Annotated in this window: 17 protein-coding genes; 3 read left to right on the top strand and 14 right to left on the bottom strand. The window is 67.6% G+C overall.

Features of this window, described 5'->3' with window-relative positions; genetic code table 11:
- The first annotated feature begins 147 nt into the window (after nucleotides 1-147).
- Nucleotides 148-1,143, top strand: coding sequence for an AsnC family protein (locus tag BLR41_RS07835; protein ID WP_092627343.1), 996 nt, complete (start codon nucleotides 148-150; stop codon nucleotides 1,141-1,143).
- 75 nt (nucleotides 1,144-1,218) lie between these two features.
- Here the strand turns inward: BLR41_RS07835 and BLR41_RS07830 are convergent, their stop codons facing one another.
- Together BLR41_RS07830 and lspA are read right to left on the bottom strand one after the other, a co-directional pair.
- Nucleotides 1,219-2,151 (bottom strand): RluA family pseudouridine synthase, encoded by a 933-nt coding sequence (locus tag BLR41_RS07830; protein ID WP_176797875.1) that lies wholly within the window; start codon nucleotides 2,149-2,151, stop codon nucleotides 1,219-1,221.
- Nucleotides 2,148-2,885, bottom strand: coding sequence for a signal peptidase II (lspA, locus tag BLR41_RS07825; protein WP_092627342.1), 738 nt, complete (start codon nucleotides 2,883-2,885; stop codon nucleotides 2,148-2,150). The genes BLR41_RS07830 and lspA overlap by 4 nt, the downstream gene beginning before the upstream one ends.
- A 217-nt stretch (nucleotides 2,886-3,102) precedes the next feature.
- Between lspA and gndA the strand changes: the two genes are divergently transcribed.
- Nucleotides 3,103-4,536: an NADP-dependent phosphogluconate dehydrogenase gene (gene gndA, locus BLR41_RS07820; protein WP_092627341.1), complete on the top strand. Its 1,434-nt coding sequence runs from the start codon at nucleotides 3,103-3,105 to the stop codon at nucleotides 4,534-4,536.
- 111 nt (nucleotides 4,537-4,647) lie between these two features.
- Here gndA and ileS read toward each other — a convergent pair whose 3' ends face one another.
- The 8 genes from ileS to ftsZ all read right to left on the bottom strand — a co-directional run bounded on the left by ileS (nucleotide 4,648) and on the right by ftsZ (nucleotide 13,864).
- Nucleotides 4,648-7,839, bottom strand: coding sequence for an isoleucine--tRNA ligase (ileS, locus tag BLR41_RS07815; RefSeq protein ID WP_092627340.1), 3,192 nt, complete (start codon nucleotides 7,837-7,839; stop codon nucleotides 4,648-4,650).
- Between the two features lie 429 nt (nucleotides 7,840-8,268).
- Nucleotides 8,269-8,805: a hypothetical protein gene (locus tag BLR41_RS07810; protein WP_245693985.1), complete on the bottom strand. Its 537-nt coding sequence runs from the start codon at nucleotides 8,803-8,805 to the stop codon at nucleotides 8,269-8,271.
- A 106-nt stretch (nucleotides 8,806-8,911) separates the two neighbouring features.
- Entirely contained in the window at nucleotides 8,912-9,778 is an 867-nt protein-coding gene (gene wag31 / locus BLR41_RS07805) for a DivIVA-like cell division protein Wag31 (protein ID WP_092627338.1), read from the bottom strand.
- 46 nt (nucleotides 9,779-9,824) lie between these two features.
- Nucleotides 9,825-10,109: a YggT family protein gene (locus tag BLR41_RS07800; protein ID WP_175496697.1), complete on the bottom strand. Its 285-nt coding sequence runs from the start codon at nucleotides 10,107-10,109 to the stop codon at nucleotides 9,825-9,827.
- A 19-nt stretch (nucleotides 10,110-10,128) separates the two neighbouring features.
- Entirely contained in the window at nucleotides 10,129-10,746 is a 618-nt protein-coding gene (locus BLR41_RS07795) for a cell division protein SepF (RefSeq protein ID WP_092627337.1), read from the bottom strand.
- Nucleotides 10,747-10,807: 61 nt separating this feature from the next.
- On the bottom strand, nucleotides 10,808-11,554 hold the full coding sequence (locus BLR41_RS07790) for a YggS family pyridoxal phosphate-dependent enzyme (protein WP_092627336.1): 747 nt from the start codon (nucleotides 11,552-11,554) through the stop codon (nucleotides 10,808-10,810).
- Nucleotides 11,551-12,270, bottom strand: coding sequence for a peptidoglycan editing factor PgeF (gene pgeF / locus BLR41_RS07785; RefSeq protein ID WP_092627335.1), 720 nt, complete (start codon nucleotides 12,268-12,270; stop codon nucleotides 11,551-11,553). Before pgeF ends, BLR41_RS07790 begins: the two co-directional genes overlap by 4 nt.
- A 106-nt stretch (nucleotides 12,271-12,376) precedes the next feature.
- The gene (gene ftsZ, locus BLR41_RS07780; RefSeq protein ID WP_092627555.1) at nucleotides 12,377-13,864 is read right to left on the bottom strand and encodes a cell division protein FtsZ; all 1,488 of its coding nucleotides are present in this window, start codon (nucleotides 13,862-13,864) and stop codon (nucleotides 12,377-12,379) included.
- A 532-nt stretch (nucleotides 13,865-14,396) separates the two neighbouring features.
- Between ftsZ and BLR41_RS07775 the strand changes: the two genes are divergently transcribed.
- Nucleotides 14,397-15,080 (top strand): spermidine synthase, encoded by a 684-nt coding sequence (locus tag BLR41_RS07775; protein ID WP_092627554.1) that lies wholly within the window; start codon nucleotides 14,397-14,399, stop codon nucleotides 15,078-15,080.
- A 133-nt stretch (nucleotides 15,081-15,213) separates the two neighbouring features.
- On the opposite strand, the gene BLR41_RS07770 is transcribed toward BLR41_RS07775, so the two are convergent.
- The 4 genes from BLR41_RS07770 to ftsW all read right to left on the bottom strand — a co-directional run bounded on the left by BLR41_RS07770 (nucleotide 15,214) and on the right by ftsW (nucleotide 20,523).
- The gene (locus BLR41_RS07770) at nucleotides 15,214-15,840 is read right to left on the bottom strand and encodes a cell division protein FtsQ/DivIB (protein WP_245693984.1); all 627 of its coding nucleotides are present in this window, start codon (nucleotides 15,838-15,840) and stop codon (nucleotides 15,214-15,216) included.
- A gap of 420 nt (nucleotides 15,841-16,260) precedes the next feature.
- Complete coding sequence (murC, locus tag BLR41_RS07765) at nucleotides 16,261-17,652, bottom strand: UDP-N-acetylmuramate--L-alanine ligase (RefSeq protein WP_425426897.1); 1,392 nt, start codon at nucleotides 17,650-17,652, stop codon at nucleotides 16,261-16,263.
- A gap of 110 nt (nucleotides 17,653-17,762) precedes the next feature.
- A complete protein-coding gene (gene murG / locus BLR41_RS07760) occupies nucleotides 17,763-18,932 on the bottom strand; it encodes an undecaprenyldiphospho-muramoylpentapeptide beta-N-acetylglucosaminyltransferase (RefSeq protein WP_092627332.1) in 1,170 nt (389 codons plus the stop codon).
- A 178-nt stretch (nucleotides 18,933-19,110) separates the two neighbouring features.
- Nucleotides 19,111-20,523 (bottom strand): putative lipid II flippase FtsW, encoded by a 1,413-nt coding sequence (gene ftsW / locus BLR41_RS07755; RefSeq protein WP_092627331.1) that lies wholly within the window; start codon nucleotides 20,521-20,523, stop codon nucleotides 19,111-19,113.

The raw sequence follows: 20,523 nt of genomic DNA, 5'->3' as shown, positions 1-20,523 counted from the left end.
CCGTTCCGCAGTCGTCGGACCATCCCCGGCGTGCTCGTGGACGGCCCAGCGGCACGGGGGAAACCAGGGATCCGGCCGAACGACACCCCGGAAGTGGATCGACACCACGAAACACGACGCTCACCGGAGCGGGTAGCGTGACAAGACGTGGCTGCCCCAGATCCCGTGGACGTCCGTCTGCTCAACGCCGTCGCCGAGACAGGTCGCGCCGCAGTTCACGAACTCGCCGCCTACCTGAACATGGACGTGCGTGAGGTGGCCGCGAGGCTGGCCACGCTGTCCACCACCGGCTTGCCACTGGTGGTCGGTGTGGAGTGCGACCCGAACGGGATCCGCAACGCGCTCGCCTCAGTCGGAGTCCAACCGAGCCACCCCGGCGGCGGCCACCAGGCGCCTCCCTCCGGAACCGGTGCGCCACCGCCTCCGCAGCACTCGGGACCGCACAGTGGGGGCTATGCGGTCCCCGGTGGCATGAGCGGCCCCTACCAACCGCACGGGCCGTACCCGCCGATGGCTCCGCACTCGCCCCCCTCCCCCGGCCAGGGACCACCGCCGCCGCAACAACAGCCGGGGCAGGGGCCACCGCAGCCCTCCCCCACGCCACCGGCACCACAACCCGCCTCGGCGCCCAACACGTGGGGCCCTCCCGGTTCCGGTGCATGGCCCCGGAGCGAGCAGAGCGCTACGGGCGGTCCGACACCACGCCCACCCGCTGTTCCCAGAGCGGGCAAGGTCGGCAGCAAGCTGGACACCGTCGGCCCCAACGGCGAACCGGTCGGCGTGCTGCTGGTCGAAGTGGTCGATCCCGCCGATTTCCTGTTCAGCGCCGCAGGGCACACCCTGGAGGAAGGACAGCGGGCGATCGTGGTGCACGTCGAGCTGACCAACCGCGGCACCACCGTGTTCGACTCGCCACCGGACCAGCACTTGCTGCTGGTGGCCAGGGACGGCTCGACCGTGTCCAAGTCCTCGGTGACGCTTTCCTCCCGGCCGCCGCACAGCTCCGGCGTCTCGCCCGGGGAAACGGGGGGTGGGCACAGCGTGTTCGTGCTGCCGGAGGAAACCGAACTGCGAAGCGTCGAGTGGTCACCGCACGCTGATCCGGGACCCCACTCGCTGGTCTGGGACATCAGCGACCTCTGAGCGGCGGAGGGCGCCCCCGCCCCACCGCCTCGGTCTGTACCGGACGGGAACGCGTGGCTACCGCCCGGGTTGAGCTCAGTGGTCCTGTTCCCGCAGTTGCTCCAACGCTTCACTCAGGTCCGCCGGGTAGTCACTGTCGAAAGTCACCCGATCGCCGTAACCGGGGTGCTCGAAGGACAGCGAGTACGCGTGCAACCACTGTCTGGTGAGGCCGAGCCGCCGTGCGAGCGTCGGATCGGCACCGTAGGTCAGATCACCGACGCAGGGATGGCGCACTGCCGAGAAGTGCACCCTTATCTGATGGGTGCGGCCGGTCTCGAGCTTCACGTCCACCAGCGAAGCGGCCCGGAACGCCTCCACCGTCTCGTAGTGGGTGACGCTGGGCTTGCCGTCGGTGACCACGGCGAACTTGTGATCGACCCTGGGATGGCGGTCTATGGGCGCGTCGATCGTCCCCCGACTCGGATCGGGGTGGCCCTGCACCAGAGCGTGGTAGTGCTTGTCCACCGTGCGTTCCTTGAACGCACGCTTCAACGCGGAGTAGGCACGCTCCGACTTCGCCAGCACCATGACCCCCGTGGTGCCCGCATCGAGGCGGTGCACCACTCCCTGGCGTTCCGGGGGGCCGGAAACGGCGAGGTTGATGCCCGCCGCGGCCAGCCCGCCCAGCACCGTCGGCCCCTCCCAGCCGGGGCTGGGGTGAACCGCCACACCTATGGGCTTGTTGACCACCACGATGTCGTCGTCCTCGTGCACGATCGTCAGGCCTGCCACGGGCACCGCGACGACCTCGGGGGACGTCTCCTCGCCGGGAAGCCGCACCTCGAGCCACGAGCCGGCCAGCAACCGATCCGACTTACCGGCGGGCGCGCCGTCCAATTCGACGTCTCCGGAGGTGGTCAGCGCCGCGACGGTGTTGCGCGAGACGCCCAGCAGCTTGGCCAACCCGGAGTCCACCCGCATCCCGTCGAGCCCGTCGGGCACGGGCAGTGTGCGCAACTCACTCACGAGCTTTCCTCACCGTCCTCGCGTCGCTGTTCCTCGACCGAACCCGACGAAGTCGTCCCCCCTTCGGAAGGATTACCGTCCGCGGCCTCACGTCGCCCGCCTCCGGCGGTGGGACCGTCGCGGTGGCCGCTGCCAGTGCCCTGTTCCGCTCCTCGCCGATGCACGGTTCCGTCGTAGTCGTAGCCCAGCAGTGCCAGCAGCACGATCAGCACACCACCACACACGATCCCGGAATCGGCCAGGTTGAACACCGGCCAGACACTTCCGTCCGGTGCGAGCACGGACAGGAAGTCGATCACGTGACCGCGCAGCGGAGCGGGTTCCCGGAATATCCGGTCGACGAGATTGCCGCAGGCACCCCCCAGCACCAGGCCGATCCCCACCGCCCAACCGGTGGAACGGAGCTTCGGGGCGAACCAGATTATGACACCGATCACCACGATCGCCAGTAGCGCCAGCAGCCAGGTCAACCCGGTTCCGATGTTGAACGCGGCTCCCGGGTTGCGGAAGAGCACCAGGTACAGGGCCCCACCGAACAGCTTGACCGGCTCTCGGTCATCCAGCTCGGCCACCGCCAACGACTTGGTGATCGTGTCCGCACCGATCAGGACCACGGCGATCCCGAACAGCAGCACCAACAATCGGGGGCGCGGCGGACCGCGACGTTCGGTGGCCGATCCGGGCGCCGGGCGGGCGGGGCCGGAGGGGTCGCTCGGGTGGTGCTCATCGCTCACTCCCCCATTGTCCCCGACCGGACGGGAAGGGGTTCAGCCAGGCCGGGACAGCGGTGGGCTCCGTCCCCGCCCCGAAGCGACGGTGCGTCGAACACCGCGCTGCGAAAACCACGGCGGTGCGCTAGGCATGCCGTTGGAACACGGGGACAACTGATGATGTTGCCCGAGCGGACACCCCGGTTCGCGTCGCGGATCGGGACATCGGATCGGAGCACAGATGAGCGACAAGGCGAACATCGGGGTTACGGGCCTGGCCGTCATGGGTAGGAACCTGGCCCGCAATCTCGCCCGCAACGGGCAGCGGGTGGCCGTGCACAATCGGCATCGGGAACGCACCGACGAGCTGATCAACAGGTTCGGGAATGAGGGAAATTTCCTGGCCACCGGGTCGCTGCGGGAACTCGTGGACACGTTGGAACGCCCCCGACGCCTGGTGATCATGGTCAAGGCCGGAGACCCCACCGACGCGGTGATCGACGAACTCTTGCCGATGCTGGACACGGGAGACATCCTCGTCGACGCCGGGAACGCCAACTTCGCCGACACCCGACGTCGGGAAGCGGCACTGGCCGACCGGGGAGTGCATTTCGTCGGGGCCGGAGTTTCCGGGGGTGAGGAGGGGGCGCTGCACGGTCCCAGCATCATGCCGGGAGGCTCGCCCGAGGCCTACCGTGAACTGGAGCCCATTCTGCGCTCGATCGCCGCGAACGTGGACGGCACACCGTGCGTCACCCATGTGGGGACGGACGGGGCCGGTCACTTCGTCAAGATGGTGCACAACGGCATCGAGTACGCCGACATGCAGCTCATCGCGGAGACCTACGACCTGCTGCGCAGGGTTCTGGGGCTAGGACCCGGCGAGATCGCCGAAACCTTCCGCCGGTTCAACACCGGCCGGTTGAACTCCTATCTGATCGAGATCACCGCCGAGGTGCTCGGTCACGTGGACAGCCGTACCTCCCTGCCGTTCGTCGACGTGGTGCTGGACCAGGCCGAGCAGAAGGGCACCGGCCGCTGGACCGTCCAGAACGCCCTGGAACTGGCCAGCCCGGTGACCGGGATCGCCGAAGCGGTGTTCGCGCGCTCGATCTCGGGACAACCACGCCTGCGCGAGGAGGCGTCCGGGCTTCCCGGTCCTTCGACGGAGCCCGTGGTCGACGATCCCGAACGGTTCGTCGACGACGTGGAACGCGCCCTTTACGCCTCCAAGATCATCGCTTACGCCCAGGGTTTCGATCAGATCCAGGCGGGCAGCGAGACCTACGAGTGGGACATCGACCTCGGTGCGATCGCCACGATCTGGCGGGGCGGCTGCATCATCAGGGCGGAGTTCTTGGATCGCATCCGAGCTGCCTACGACCAGACCTCCGGCCGGGCCGGCCTGCTGGCCGACGACGACTTCCGCGAGGCGCTCGGCGAGGCCCAGGACTCGTGGCGACGTGTGGTCGCCATCGCCACTGCGGCCGGAGTACCGGTACCCGGGATCTCGACGTCGTTGGCCTACTACGACACCGTTCGCGCCCAGCGGTTGCCCGCCGCCCTGATCCAGGGGCAGCGGGACTACTTCGGAGCGCACACCTACCGCCGAACCGATCTCGACGGGGTTTTCCACACCGAGTGGTCGGTCGATCGCTCCGAGCACGAGGCCTGATCGATGAACCCACCGAGTGGCGGGGCCTTCGGGAGGTCCCGCCACTCCGCTCCGAACCACCGGCCGCCGGGAGCGCGATCTCCGGATCGACGAGCGGAACGGCCTGTCCGCTCAGGACTTGACCACCGAAACCGCGATCTCGGTATCGGCGTCGCCGACCGTGCCGACCAGCGCCCCGTCACCCGCCGTATCGGCGGACTCGATCTCGTCGGCCAACGTCTCACCCGCGACGAACGAGTGGTGTTCCGCCACGGCCGCACGGACCGGCTCCGGGGCGGCGATCGTTGCCACGATCCGGTCCGAGACGACCAAACCGGCCTCACGCCTGGCCTGCTGAACCACCCTGACGACGTCACGGGCCAATCCCTCGGTGGCGAGCTGGGTCGTCACCTCGGTGTCCAGTACCACCAGTCCGTCACCGCTCGGCAACGCGGTGGCCGCACCGGGGTCGGTCGACACCAGGTGTTCGGAGAACTCCTCCGGGCGGAGTTCGATCCCCGCTGCCAGCACGCCACCCTGCGAGGTGCGAGTCCACTCACCCGATTTGACCGCCTTGATCGCCTTCTGCACATCGCCCCCGAGTCGTGGACCCGCCACCCGAGCGTTGACCGAGACCTCGAAGTGCCCATGCGCGGCGACATCCGAGGTCAACTCGACATTCTTGACGTTGACCTCGTCCCGCACGAGCTCGAGGAAGGGGAGCAGCGACTCCGAGCGCGGCAACGCCACGACCAACCGGCGCAACGGCAGCCGGACGCGAAGTTTGTTCGACTTGCGCAGCCCGAGCGCGGCCGAGCACACCTGCCGGACGCTGTCCATGGCGGAGACCAACTCGGTGTCGGCGGGCAGTTCCTCGGCCTCCGGCCAGTCCGCCAGGTGCACCGAACGCCCGCCGGTCAGGCCGCGCCAGACCGCCTCGGCGGTCAACGGCAACAGCGGTGCGACCACTCGGCAGGTGATCTCGAGAACGGTGTGCAACGTGTCGATGGCGTCCTGATCACCCGCCCAGAAACGATCACGTGACCGCCGGACGTACCAGTTGGTCAGCACCTCCAGGAAGTCCCGCACGGCCGCGCACGCTCCGGAGAGGTCGAAGGCGTCCATCGCCTCCCTGGTGTCGTCGACGAGCTCGCGCGTCTTGGCGAGTACGTAGCGGTCGAGCACGTGCCCGCTGTCGGTGCGCCGGGTTCCCGCCACGTTCTCCGCGTTGGCGTAGAGCGCGAGGAAGTACCAGGAGTTCCACAGCGGCAGCACAGCCTGTCGGACCGCGTCCCGGATCCCCTTCTCGGTGACGACGAGATCCCCGCCACGCAGGATCGGGCTGGACATCAGGAACCATCGCATCGCGTCGGATCCGTCACGCTCGAAGACCTCGCGCACGTCCGGGTAGTTGCGCTTGGACTTGGACATCTTGAGCCCGTCGTGGCCGAGCACGATCCCGTGCGCGAGCACGTGTGCGAACGCGGGCCTGTCGAACAACGCGGTGGCGAGCACGTGCAGGGTGTAGAACCACCCGCGGGTCTGCCCGCTGTACTCCACGATGAAATCGCCCGGGTAGTGGTGTTCGAACCATTCGGCGTTCTCGAACGGATAGTGCACCTGCGCGAAGGGCATGGCCCCCGACTCGAACCAGCAGTCCAGCACGTCCGGTACCCGGCGCATGGTGGCCCTGCCGGTGGGGTCGTCCGGGTTCGGACGGGTCAACAGGTCGATGTTCGGGCGGTGGAGATCGGTGGGACGCACGCCGAAGTCGGCCGCCAGCTCGTCGAGCGAGCCGTACACGTCCGTACGGGGGTACTCCGGGTCGTCGGAGACCCACACGGGGATCGGGGAGCCCCAGTAGCGGTTACGGGAGATGTTCCAGTCCCGCGCGTTCTCCAACCACTTGCCGAACTGGCCGTCCCTGATGTGCTCGGGCACCCAGTCGATTTGCCGGTTGAGCTCCACCATCCGGTCGCGGAACCGGCTTACTTCGACGAACCAGGAGGACACCGCACGCTGGATCAGCGCGTTGTCACAGCGCCAGCAGTGCGGATAGGGGTGGTCGTAGGTCTCGTGGCGCAGCAACGAGCCCGCTGCCTTGAGATCCCTGATGATCGCCTTGTTCGCCTCGAATACCTGCTGCCCCTCGTAGGGAGCGACCTCCGAGGTGAACCTGCCGTGCTCGTCCACCGGCACGACGGGTTCGATCCCGGCGGCATCGGTGACCGCCTTGTCCTCCTCACCGAATGCGGGGGCGATGTGCACCAGCCCGGTACCGTCATCGGTGGTGACGTAGTCGGCGGCCAGGACGCGGTGCGCGTTCTGCCTGCCCGTGAAGAAGTCGAACGGCGGGTCGTACCGGCTTCCCAGCAGCTCACTACCGCTGAACCGGGCGACGACATGCTCGGCGGCGTCCTCACCGAGCTCCCTGGTGTAGGCATCCAGCCGGTCGGCGGCCAGAACATAGGAGCGCTCGCCGTCGGCGGGCCGCACCAGGACGTACTCGATCTCGGGATGCACCGCGGCGGCGAGGTTGGAGGGCAGCGTCCAGGGGGTCGTGGTCCAGACCAGAGCCAACGCCCCGTCAAAGACGGCACCCGGGGCGTCCAGCCGCATTCCGACGGTGACCGCGGGGTCCTGCCGCTGCCGGTAGACGTCGTCCATCCGCGTCTCGGTGTTGGACAGCGGCGTCTCGCAGCGCCAGCAGTACCAGAGCACCCGGAAACCGCTGTAGACCAACCCCTTGTCCCAGAGGGTCCGGAAGGCCCACATGACGCTTTCCATGTAGTCGAGATCCAGCGTCTTGTAGTCGTTGGCGAAGTCCACCCAACGCGCCTGCCGAGTGACGTAGTCCTGCCACTCGTCGGTGTAGTTCAGTACCGAACTACGACAGGCTTCGTTGAACTCGGCGACACCCATCGACTCGATCTCGGACTTGGCGCTGATGCCGAGCTGCTTCTCGGCCTCGACCTCGGCGGGCAGACCGTGGCAGTCCCAGCCGAATCTGCGTTCGACGCGGTAGCCCCGCATGGTCTTGTACCGAGGCACCACGTCCTTGGCATAACCGGTGAGCAGGTGCCCGTAGTGCGGCAGACCGTTCGCGAACGGCGGCCCGTCGTAGAAGACGAACTCGTTCGAACCGTTGTGCCCGGACGGACGGTTGGCGACGCTGGCGCGGAAGGTGTCGTCCCGTTTCCAGAAGTCCAGGACCTCGTGCTCGATCGTGGGAAAGGACGGCTGCGCGGCCACCGCGTCGGTGGAGCGCGCGGCTTCGGAACTCTCGGAACCCGCGCCGTTGAACGGTACCTTCGGATAAGCCATCGCGGATGCGCTCCTCGCGAGTGTGTCGTGTGGTTACGCCGCACGAGCATCGGACGGAGATGCTCGGGCAGGGACGACACTGCGAGCTCGCTGCGGGACAACGCACACTCGCGTACCGCGGTACCACCCCGCTTGCCACGTGACCGGAAAACGACACGTGACCTCTCGTTCACGGCTGTGACGGGCCTACCCGTCCGGTTCTACTGGGAAACGAACACCACGGGCTCGCATCCGTTCTTCCGGAGGCTCCCCGGTGATGGCCGGATCAACGCCGTTGGGTTCAGCATAGCGGTTCGACGCCACCCGATCAGCGCAGGGCGCGGTGCGCACTCGGTTACCGGTTCCCGGAAGCGTTTCGGCGGGAGCGCGGCGCGGTACCGGCCTCCGGCTGCCTCCCGAGCACGGTGCGGGCCGCGAGGAGCCATCGGTTCAGGCGCTCGACCGTTCCAGTCGGGCCACCGCCGTGTCAGGGCAGCACACCGCGCAGGGGGTGAAGCCGAGCTCACGCGCCTCCCCCGCGGGCAGCGGCAGAGTGGCTCGCTGACCGACCCACGAGCAGTCGTCGAGGTGGTAGCGAGGTCGCTCGTCGATCACGAACACCTCGGCGCCCGACTCGCAGACCAGCAGTACGTCAGCGGCGTCGGTTCGCTGCTCGGACGGCTCGGTGTCGGGATCCGGCTCGACGGCTTCCGCGGGTGGGCCGGTCGTGTCGCCCCCGAGCGTGGTGCCGGACTCGTCCGGCTCGGGTTCGGACTCGACCACCGGACCGGATGCGGTGTCGTCCGCGACGGCGTGTGCCGAGTGGCGGGGCACGGCGGGGCCCCGTTTCCGGTCGCGAGCACGGGACCAGAACAACAGGACGGCCGCCACGGCGCACAGCAGCACCGAAAGCCAGGCCCACTGGGCCGAACCCGCGGCCACCGCGAACACCAGGACACCGGCTGCCGCCAGAAGGAGAAGCAGCACTGTCAACAGCACGAGTACTCACGCTTTCAGCTGGATCCGAGGACCGTACGTCCTGGATCAACGAGCCGGGTGACACGTCGAAACGCGCCACCCGCTCCGAAAAACCTCAGCCCGCTTCCGCGGCACGTGCTCCGAAGTTGTAACTGCCACTCTGCTGCCCCGAGGAGTTCGACCTGCTGTTGCCGGAGCTCTCCGCCGGAGCGGCCGAACCACGATCCTGCAGCTCACGTAGCTGCGACTCCAGATAGGTCTGCAACCGGGAGCGGTACTCCCGTTCGAAGGTGCGTAGCGTTTCGATCTTCTTCTCGAGTGCGTTCTTCTCCTGCGTGATGTTGCCCATCACTTCGGCGTGCTTGTGCTGCGCGTCCCGTTCCAGACCCGCTGCCTTCTCACGCGCCTGGCGTTCCAGGGTCTCGGCTCGGCTGCGCGCATCGTTGAGCATCGTTTCGGCTCGGCTGCGCGCGTCGTTGACCATGCTGTCGGCCTTGGTCCGTGCGTCCGAGAGCAACTGTTCGGACTTGGTACGCGCCTCGGAGAGCATCCCGTCGGACTCGGTCTTGGCCTCACCGGTCAGCCGGTCGGCCATCTCCTGCGCCAGGCCGAGCACCTTGGCAGCCTGCACGTGCTGGTCGCCGCCCGGCGAGGTCTGCTCGGAAGCGGCAGTGGGCGGGGGAACGGGTTGCAGTCTACGGGGCTCCTCGGAAGCAGCCGCGGAGCTCGACGGACCAGCGGCACCCGAATCGGCCGAGGCGGGCTGACTCCGCGCCTCGTCGAGATCGGACTGGGCCGACTGCAGCTGGGACTCCAACTGCTCGACCTGGTTCCGCAAGTCCCCGTTTTCCTCCACGAGCCGAGCGAGCTCGGCCTCGACGAGATCGAGGAAGGCATCCACCTCGTCCTCGTTGTAGCCCCGTTTTCCGATGGGAGGTTTGCTGAACGCCACGTTATGGACGTCGGCGGGGGTCAAACCCACAAGATCACCTCACGCACTCCTCGGCTGCGAGTCACCGGGTTCCCCGTTACCCGGGTTGAACCAGTCGCATCAAGATGTACACGACCAGCAGCAGCACCATAATGGACAAGTCCAGCCCGACGTTGCCGATTCGGACCGTCGGGATCACCCGACGCAGCAAGCGTACGGGTGGATCGGTCACTGTGTAGATGGTCTCCAGTGCGATCGCAACCCCGCCACCGGGTCTCCAGTCGCGGGCGAACGCACGAACGAGCTCCACCACGATACGCGCTATGAGCAGCAGCCAGAAGAAGAACAGCAGATAGTAAAGAACGATCAGGGCCGGTTCCACAACTCAACTCTGCCACCACTCACCCGTAATTGAAAAAGGCCCCCTCGGCGAGGCGGCGTTTGTCCTCTGCCGCCACGTCGACGTTGGGGGGCGAGAGCAGGAACACACGACTGGTGACCTTCTCGATGGAGCCACGCATCGCGAAGGCCAGACCAGCGGCGAAGTCGACCAGCCGCTTGGCGTCGGCCTCGTCCATCTCGGTCAGGTTCATGATCACCGGCGTGCCGTCGCGGTACTGCTCCCCGATGGTCCGCGCCTCACTGTAGCTACGCGGATGCAAGGTTGTGATCTTGCTCAAATTGTAGTGGCTGCCCGTGTCGGTCACCGCCCGCAACCGTGGAGTCTGTTCCAGGTTGGGATCCACTGCCAGCGAACCGCGCACCGGACTCTCGACCCCCCACTGCCTCCGAGTACGCGCGATGCGCGAGCGTGGCTCACTGGCATGGTCATCCTCTTGATCGTCCTCCTGGCCGCCACCGCGCGTGCCGAGGTGTCGGCGCGAAGCGAGCGCCCTGTCCTCCGACGAGTCGTACTCGTCGTAGTCCGGGGCGTATCCGTCGGGCACTTCGTCGTACTCGTCGACTTCTTCGGCCGGGACCATGCCGAAGTACGCCTTAAGCTTGTGTAGCTTACTCATCGGCAAGCCCCTTCCTCCGCGAAAAGTACAGCGACGGCAGGCCTTCGATCCGCTTGGCGGCTCACGGCGAGACTAACGGGCGCCCCCCGAGCAACGCCGTTCCGACACGCACTCGGGTCGAACCGTGGGCTATCGCACTCTCCAGATCACCACTCATTCCTGCCGACACCTCCCGAGCTTCGGAGTAATCCCGTCGAAGCCGCTCGGAAATTTCCGAAAGGGTGGCAAACGCCACATCCGGATCCTCGTTCAGCGGGGCGACAGCCATAACACCGCAGAGTCGAATCTCACACATCCGTGTAATCATCTCCGCCAGCTCAGGGACCTCCTCCGGTGAACAACCACCCCGATCCGCACGCTGCTCCAGGTCGACCTGAAGCAGTGCGTCCAACGGCTCGGAACGCTCACCCGATTCGAGAGCACCGCCCACGGCCCGTTGCAACGCCTCGACCAGACGACGACTGTCCACCGACTCGACCACGTCGGCCCAACGCACCACCGATCGCGCCTTGTTGCGTTGCAACTGACCGACCATATGCCAACGCACGGGAGCTCGGGGGCGCAACCGGCGGAACTCGCGGACCTTCGGCGCGGCCTCCTGGTCCCGATTCTCCGCGAGATCGGTCACGCCGAGATCGGCCAACAGTGCCGCGTCGGAGGCCGGAAACGTCTTGGTGACCGCGGACAGCCCGACTTCCCCGGCGGACCTTCCCGCGTTCCCGCAGGCCCGCTCGATGCGTTCCCCGACCCTGGCCAGCGAGTCCGCTATTTCGGCCTTACGGGCGGGGGCGGTCGTCTCGTCGTTCACTGCTGCTCCTCCGGCTCGGACCAGACCACCGCGGCGATCCTTCCAGTGCTTCCCGAATCACGCCGGTGGCTGAACAGCTCCGGACTCTCCAGTGTGCAACGCGGGTCCTGTCCGATCCGCGCGATGCCCGCGGCGGCGAGTTGCTCCCAGAGGCCGGCTCGCAGGTCCAGTGCGGGAGTGCCGCCCCGGGTCTTGGTGGCACTGCCGGGCAATTGCCGTTCCACCTCGTCACGCATCTCGGCGGGAACCTCGTAGCACCCACCGCACGCGGCGGGGCCGAGCAGCGCCTCGACCCGGTCGATCCGTGCTCCGGTCTCGACCATCCGCCGCAGCGCGCTGACGAGCACACCGACCCGTGCTCCCACACGCCCGGCGTGTACCGCGGCCACGACACCGCTGACCGGATCACCGAGCAGCACGGGGACGCAGTCGGCGGTCAGCACGACCAACGGCAGCCGCGGAACGGCGGTGATCAACGCGTCGGCCCCCTCCACGGGTTCCGCGCGTGGGGCGTCCACCACGACCGCGGTCCTGCCGTGGATCTGTTCCATCCAGACGAAACGTTGTTCGGCTATCCCGATGCCGGCGGCGAGCTTTCCCCGGTTCGCGGCCAGGTGCTCCGGATCGTCGCCGACACGTCCCCCCAGGTTGAACGAGTCGAACGGCGGTTTCGAGTAACCACCTTCACGAGTCGTGACAACACGACGGATCCGCACGATGCGCCCTCCCGCGAGTGCTTGCGAACATGCCACGGCGCGTCCCGTTCGACAACGCCGACACCGTGCATTGTCCCGCACTCCCCGAACGGGCGAACGGGTCGTGTCACCTACGCATGAACGGCGGAATATCCACCTCGTCGTCGTTGTCGTCGTCGTTCTGGTTCCTGGAACGTCCCAGCAGCGAACCGCCGAACCCGCTCCCGGAACCGGGATAGCCACCAGCGGGCCTGGCGGGCACAGTGCCGGAGTGCTGCTCACCTCCGATGGTCGAACCGTCCGTACCGACGGCACCGCCAGCACCCTGCTGTGGCTGACGCTGTTCCCCGGCTTCGTGGCTGGGATTCCTACCCGGCTCGGAGGAGCCCGCTTCCGGGGACGAGGCCGCGGCGGGGGCGTTCGAGCTCTCCGGATCGGGCTGTTGGGAGGACGACTCGTTTCTGATCGGTGTGGTGCCAGCGTTCCCCTCGGGCGGGCCGGTCGAGTAGGGCGCCGAGGCGCTGGGCGCGCTCTCGGCGGCGACCGGTGTTTCACGGCTGGCGGGTTCGGCCTGCCCCTCGACCACCTGGCCGGCCGTCACGGGCGCCTCGGGGTCGCCCTCATCGGTGGAACCCACCTTGTCGGGATCCAGCTTCTTGTGGGTCGGTGCCCCGGCGTCGAAACCGGCCGCGATCACGGTGACCCGCACCTCGTCGCCCAGGGAATCGTCGATGACCGTACCGAAGATGATGTTGGCCTCGGGGTGGGCGGACTCCTGCACCAGCGAAGCCGATTCGTTGATCTCGAACAGTCCGAGATCCGAACCACCGGCTATGGCGAGCAGTACCCCGTGCGCGCCTTCCATGCTGGCTTCCAGCAACGGTGAGTTGATCGCCTTCTGTGCCGCTTCCACCGCTCTGCCCTCACCGCGTGCGGAGCCGATGCCCATCAGCGCACTTCCCGCCCCGGACATGACGCTTTTGACGTCTGCGAAGTCGAGGTTGATCAGCCCCGGGGTGGTGATCAGATCGGTGATTCCCTGCACACCGGAGAGCAGCACCTCGTCAGCCGAGCGGAAGGCGTCCATCAGGCTCACGCCGATGTCGCCGAGCTGCAACAACCGATCGTTCGGAATGACGATCAGGGTGTCGCACTCGTCGCGCAGATCCTTTATACCCTGTTCGGCCTGACTGGCCCTGCGCTTGCCCTCGAACGAGAAGGGCCTGGTGACGACACCGATGGTCAACGCCCCCAGCTTGCGGGCCACCGAAGCGATCACCGGTGCGCCGCCGGTACCGGTGCCCCCTCCCTCGCCCGCGGTGACGAAGACCATGTCGGCGCCCTTGAGCACCTCCTCGATCTCGTCCTTGTGGTCGTCGGCCGCCTGATACCCGACATCGGGAGCGGCTCCCGCTCCCAAACCGCGCGTCAGCTCACGGCCGATGTCGAGCTTGACGTCGGCATCCGACATCAGGAGGGCCTGCGCGTCGGTGTTCACCGCGATGAACTCGACACCCTTGAGCCCGACCTCGATCATCCGATTCACGGCGTTTACACCGCCGCCACCGATGCCGACGACTTTAATCACCGCTAGGTAGTTGTGCGGGGGCGTCATCGTCATCCGCCTTCCTGGTCGTGGCTGAAGCGCTCGCTGTGGGTGGACCGTGACAGGTCTCGGGTCGTGGACGCCGTCGGGCGTCCGGTGTGGTGTGCGACTACGTGGCCGACTCGTCGTCAACCCGCAGTGATCGGACGTTATGCACCGTGGACGGCAGGAGTCCAGCAGCCACGCCGATTACCGCCGCACGTGTGTCATCGACTCACCGGCCGTGACCACGGACGCCCGCACGACGCCCGGAAAGCTCCGCGCCCCACACCACGAAACCTCGAGTACACCCGACCCGTCGGCTTGTCACGATCACAGTCCACACCGTACCGCGAACGCATCCGCGAGTCGTGGTGTCCATGGCGGCTGATCCGGGATGCACACGGACCTTCGAACGGTGGACCTCGTCAACGATATTGTGTGCTGCCGGATGAGGAAAAGCGGGGCGGGGCAACAGATGCCGACACCCGCACGGTCGCCGAGCCGCGCCGAGCGCCGAAACAGCGCGGAGTCGACGCACCCGACGAAAGGTGTGGGACAGGTGTCGGTCGAACGAGTGGCCACGGTGGATTCGCCCCGGGGCGAGGTGGTGTTGCTGCGGCGCGCGGACGGCACGCTCGAGCTACGGGTCAACGGGGTGTTCGTGATGGACACCGCCCACACCGAGAGCGAGCGCTTGCTGGCACGCACGGCGCTGGACTCGTTGCCCGTCCCGGAGGCCGAGGGGAATCGGCACGGGGCGCGGGTGCTGATCGGCGGGCTCGGACTCGGGTACACCCTGCACGAGGTACTGGCCGAACCGCTCGTGCGCGAGGTTGCCGTCGCGGAACTGGAACCGGCGGTCATCGAATGGTATCGGAGCGGTCTGGTTCCCGAACTGGCCGACGACCGTTCGGATGAACGGGTGTACCTGTTCGCCTCGGATATCACCGCGGTCCTGGCCGAACGCACGAGCGGTTCCCTGGAACTGATACTGCTCGATGTGGACAACGGACCCGGTTATCTCGTGCACGAGGCCAACGAGACGGTGTACGAACCGGCCTTCCTGACCGACTGCCGCAGCAGACTCGCGGCGGGCGGGGTGGTGGCGATCTGGTCCGCGGCGCACTCCCTCGAGCTGGAAACGACCATGCGGGAGGTCTTCGGCACGGTACGGCGGCACACGATTCCGGTCACGCTGGGCTCGTTGCGCACGGAGTACCACCTCTACTTGGGAACCCGTTGAGAAGCACCCGGTGCGCGGGAACGAGTCCGGTGGTCTCGTCACTGCTCCGCCTCCCGGGGTGATCACCACCCGAACGGGGGATACCACCCGGGAGACGGCTGCCACCGCATCACCGGCCGTGACGGTTCTCGGTTCAAGAAACGGTGGGCAACTCCGGACTGGTTACGTCGTAGACCTCACCAGCGCGGGTGAGCAGCACGGGCAGAATCGCCGCCTTTCGTTCGGACTCGCCCGGTCCGCCCCATTCGACGGCGCGTCCCCGCGGCAGCGACATACGCACCCGCGGGGCTCCCGTTCCGGTCTCGACACGTACGACTCTCACCTGGTCCAGTGTCTTTCCGTCCAGAGCGGTCACGGCGGTCACAGCCGCCATCCGCACGCGCTTCGTCCGCTGTTCCGAGCCCAGCCGGAGCTCGGGCAGTTCGCTCGGCCGCTCGGTGACCGTGGCGAAACCGACCCCCTCGTCATCGACCAGCCGGAACCCCTTCGAGGTCCCGGTGTACATCACCGCCCGACGTTCCTCGACGCCGATGACCACCGTGGCGGGCAGTGACAACCGGACGGTGGCCGAATCGATCCTGGAAATACCGTTCAGCCGCCGCCGCACCCCGGAACGGTCCACCCGCACCATCGGGGTACCGCGCTCGATCGCCGCCACCTGCCGCACGCGGGAGGAGTCGAGCACCCTGGTTCCCTCGATCCGCACGGAGCGCACTCCCAGCACCGGCGTGAAAAAGAGCACCACCGCACCGATGGTCAACAGGGCGAGCGAACCCAGCGTTATCCATCCTCGAACCCCTACACCGGAGGACTCGGTACCGGCTGCACGCCCTCGCCGAGCTCTCGAGGCTGCGCGACCGCGCTGACGTGTCCGTGTCGTTCCGGAATCCGCCATGACGACTCCACGATCTTCGTCCGATGGTGCTTCGTTCGGAATCCACAGCGGAACTCGCCCGCGTACTCGGGTACCGTCCCGCGCACGCCGATCGACCGGGCGAGGTGGGGTCGCCGGGGATTCGGTGGAACTCTGTTGACGCGGTTCTCCTGTCCCCCGCTCGGCGGAACCTCTCGCCGGTTCCCGGCAGGCAGCGGGCTGTGTTCGTTCGGGGAGACGCGCCTACCGTGAACGCGCGAACCGCCGGTTCCCGGGCTCGCCCGGCCCGGGAACCGGGTGTGCCGGTCAGCGGTCTCGGGTCTCCGCCGCGGCAGGCTCGGCGGCACCGCCCCGACTGTCGATCTCGGTCAGAATCTCCGCTCCCAGCATGGTGACGTCACCCGCACCCATGGTCAGCACGATGTCACCGGGACGTGCCAACTCCGCCGTTCGCGGCGCGACCTCGGTGATCGAAGGCTCGTAGTGCACCCTTTCGGGGGGCAACGGCACCACATCCGCGATCAGTCGGCCGGACACCCCCGGCTGCGGTTGCTCACGCGCGCCGTAGACGTCGAGCACCACCACTTCGTCGGCCTCGGCCAGCGCCGCACCGAACTCCTCGGCGAACGCGGCGGTGCGGGAGAACAGGTGCGGCTGGAAGGCGACGACGATCCTGCCGGAATCCACTTCGGTACGAGCGGCGCGCAGCTGAGCCCGCACCTCGGTGGGGTGGTGCGCGTAGTCGTCGTAAACACGCACCCCGTCGGCTCTTCCCTTGAACTCGAAACGACGCCGAACACCGCCGAACGCGGCCAGGCCCTCCAGCAACTCGCCGGTCTCGGCCCCGAGCTCGATCCCCGCCAGCAGCGCGGCGACCGCGTTCGCCGCCATGTGCTCACCGGGGACCGACACGTAGAGTTCCACGGAACCACTGCCGCCCACGATCAGCTGCGTCGTCCCCCCACCGTGCCGTGGCGCGTAGGAGACGATGCGAGCGTCGTCCGGCCCCTCCACGGCAGTGCCGTAGCGGCGTACCCGTATCCCCGCGCGCTCGGCCCGGTCGGCCAGCGCGGCGGCGCCGGAATCGTCGGTTCCGGCGATGAGCACTCCACCCGGCTCGATCCGCTCCACGAACTTCTCGAACACCTCGACGTAGGCCTCGGTAGTGCCGTGGTGGTCGAGATGGTCCGGCTCCACGTTGGTGACCACCGCCACCGAGGGAGAGAACACCAGGAAGGAACCGTCGCTCTCGTCCGCCTCGGCGACGAACAGCCCGCCCTCCCCGTGATGCGCGTTCGCCCCGGAATCGTTGAGATCACCGCCGATGGCGAAGGACGGATCGAGTCTGCAGTGCTGCAGCGCCACCGTGAGCATGGAGGTGGTGGAGGTCTTGCCGTGCGTGCCGGTGACACATGCCACCCGGTGGTCCCGCATCAGCGCGGCCAGCGCCTCGGCACGGCCGAGTACCGGAACGCCCCGGCGACGTGCCTCGGCCAGCTCCGGGTTCTCGGCCTCGATGGCCGTGGAGATCACCACGGCGCTCGGCCCCGATTCGAGTTGGTCCAGGTTCGGCCCGTCGTGTCCGATCGCGACGGCGGCCCCCTGGGTACGCAAGGCGAGCACGGTTCTCGAATCACGGGCGTCCGACCCCGACACCCTCCTCCCCCGGGCCAGCAGGATGCGGGCGATACCACTCATCCCCGCCCCACCGATGCCGATCAGATGCACCCGGGACAGCAGATCGTCGGTGATGGCGGGAGAACCCTCCGAAAGTGTCTCCCGCGACTGCCTGCCATCCTGATCGTCGTTCACGCCCCGGCCACCTCCAGCGTGGTCTCTGCCAGCACCCGATCCGCCTCGCGATGCCCGGTTCCCAGCGTCGCGCGGTTCATTCGTGCCAGCACGTCGGAATCACCTGCCAACGGCAGTATCTCATCGATGACGCGCTGCGGTGTCAGTTCCGCGTCGGAAATCAGTTTCGCACCTCCCGCGGTGACCACGGGTTGCGCGTTGAGGGCCTGTTCACCGTTGCCGTGCGGCAGCGGCACGAACACCGCGGGGAGTCCCACCGCGGACACCTCGGCCACCGTCATCGCACCCGAGCGGCAAACCACCAGATCGGCCGCCGCGTATGCCAGATCCATCCGCTCCAGGTAGGGCACCGGCACGTAGGGCGGAGCTCCGGGAAGCTCCCGCACCGCCACCGTGTTCTTGGGCCCGTGTGCGTGCAGCACGCCGATACCGGCCCTGCCCAACTCGTCGGAGGCTCCCGAGAACGCGGTGTTCAGTGTCTGCGCACCCTGCGAACCGCCGAAGACCAGGACGGTCGGCGCGTCGGGACGCAGCCCGTAGTGCGCGCGAGCCTGCGCACGCAGCGAGGCACGGTCCAACGTGGTTATCGACTCGCGCAGCGGTATTCCGATGGTACGTGCCCCGGGTAACCCGCTGTCCGGCACGGCCGCCAGTACTTCCCGCGCGAACCGGGCTCCCACCTTGTTGGACAGCCCGGCTCGCGCGTTCGCCTCGTGCACGACGATCGGAACTCGACCACGGGCCCCCAGATACGCGGAGAGGGAGACATAGCCGCCGAAGCCGACGACCACGTCGGCCCCCACCCGTTCCAGCACCTCACGGGTACGGCGTACCGAATCGCGGACCTTCGAGGGCATCCTGAGCAGCTCGGGGCTGGCCTTGCGCGGCATCGGCACCGGGGGGACCAGTTCCAGCGGGTAGCCGCGTGCGGGCACGATGTCGGTCTCCAGTCCCCGTTCCGTCCCGAGAGCCACCACACTTGCGTCCGGACGCAGCCTGCGGACGGCATCGGCCAACGCCATCGCGGGTTCGATGTGGCCTGCTGTGCCACCACCCGCCACGACGACCGTGGGTCCCCGACGTCGCGGCGAACCGGCGCCAGCCTCCCCCGCGGGGGACGGTGCTCCAACTCGACCGCTCGGGTCACCCGGTTGCTGCGTGTTCAACGAAGTCCTCCTTGGTTTTTCGATCGCGCACCGCTGGACCGGGTGGCGATTCGGGATGATCGGTGGCGGCGGTCCGGTGACTCACAGCACCGGATCCGTTTCACGCGAGCTTGTCATGCCCGTCGAACGGGATCCCGGCTCCCGTCGGTGGAAACCGCTCGTTCCGACGGTTTCCGGCTCATCGTGGGGCACCGGAACGTCGTTGTCCGCTCGGCGCCCGCCGTTTTGCGGAATTCGACCCCTCGGAACGGTTCTTCTTGCCGGACGGCTTGGCGGCCTGGGGTCTGCGCGGGTTGGCCGCCCCGGCGGGACGACGCGAGGCGGGAGGCCGGTAGGGCGAGGGAGTGGGCAACCGGAGCAACCTGCCGATCCTGCCCGGGCCGAGGGAGCGCAGCGCCGCGATGGCCTCGGGTTCGTGCCTGGCGAAGTTGGCCAGCAGCCCGAAAACGACCATGGTGATCACCACCGAACTTCCCCCCGAGGAGATCAGCGGTAGCGGCAGTCCGGTGACCGGCAGCAGTCCCACCACGTAACCGATGTTGATCGCGGCCTGTCCCACCAGCCACATGGTGAGCGTGGCCGAGACCAGCTTGATCCACGGATCGGTGTTGCGAGCGGCGATCCGCATCCCCACGTAGGCGACGGTACCGAACAACAGCAGCACCGAGGCGCACCCCACGAATCCCAGTTCCTCACCCAGCACGGCGAAGATGAAGTCGTTGTCCGCTTCGGGCAGGTACTGCCACTTGGACCACCCGCGCCCGATTCCCTCACCGAACATGCCGCCGTCGGCGAGCGCCAACCGCGCCTGGGTCGCCTGGAAACTCTTGTCTTCGTTGCCGCTTCCGGAACCGAAGAACGAGGTCACCCGGCTTATCTGGTAGCGGAAGAGGAAAATCAGGGCGAGCATACCGGTGACGGCACCGAGCACCAGCGCGCTGAACAACCGCAACGGTGCACCCGCGAACCACAGCAGCGCCAGCAGCACGATGCCGAGAGTCACCGTGGAGCCGAAATCGGGCTGCATCATCACCAGGGCGAACATCAACAGCGCCGCGGGAAGTACCGGTACCAGCAGATGCCGGTACTGGCCGAGCAGGGCCCGCTTGGTGACGAGTACGTGAGCGCCCCAGAGCGCGAGCGCGATCTTGGCGGGCTCCACCGGTTGGAACGAGACCGGCCCCAGCCGGAACCAGCTCTGCGCACCGTTGTTGGCGAAGCCCAACCTGGTCAGCACCAAGGACAGCAGCACCAGGCACACCAACAGGAACACGTGGCTGAACCGGCGCAGCATCCACACCGGCATTCGCATGGCCACGTAACAGCAAACCGCCCCGACGAGGCAGTGCAGCAGGTGCTTCAGGAAGACGCTGTAGGAGGAGCCCTGGCGGCTGAAGGACTCCACGCTGGAGGCCGACAGCACCATCACCAGCCCGAAAGCCGTCAGCAGCCCGAACACCACGAGTAACAGGTGGAACGAGGCCAGTGGTCTGGTCAACCAGGAAGTCAGCGCGGAACTGAGCCCGCGCAGACCGTCCGCGACCCCCTGTGTGCCTCGTCCACGAGTCCCACTCGTGTTCCGGGCTGCCAC

Source organism: Actinopolyspora mzabensis (assembly GCF_900101095.1).
In the GTDB taxonomy this organism is placed as follows: domain Bacteria; phylum Actinomycetota; class Actinomycetes; order Mycobacteriales; family Pseudonocardiaceae; genus Actinopolyspora; species Actinopolyspora mzabensis.
This window is presented reverse-complemented; position numbering and strand designations above follow the sequence as displayed.

Coding starts and splice junctions, on each gene's coding strand:
- gndA (WP_092627341.1), top strand. CDS start 3,103: ATGAGCGACAAGGCGAACATCGGGGTTACGGGCCTGGCCGTCATGGGT.
- ileS (WP_092627340.1), bottom strand. CDS start 7,839: ATGGCTTATCCGAAGGTACCGTTCAACGGCGCGGGTTCCGAGAGTTCC.
- BLR41_RS07795 (WP_092627337.1), bottom strand. CDS start 10,746: ATGAGTAAGCTACACAAGCTTAAGGCGTACTTCGGCATGGTCCCGGCC.
- ftsZ (WP_092627555.1), bottom strand. CDS start 13,864: ATGACGCCCCCGCACAACTACCTAGCGGTGATTAAAGTCGTCGGCATC.
- murC (WP_425426897.1), bottom strand. CDS start 17,652: ATGAGTGGTATCGCCCGCATCCTGCTGGCCCGGGGGAGGAGGGTGTCG.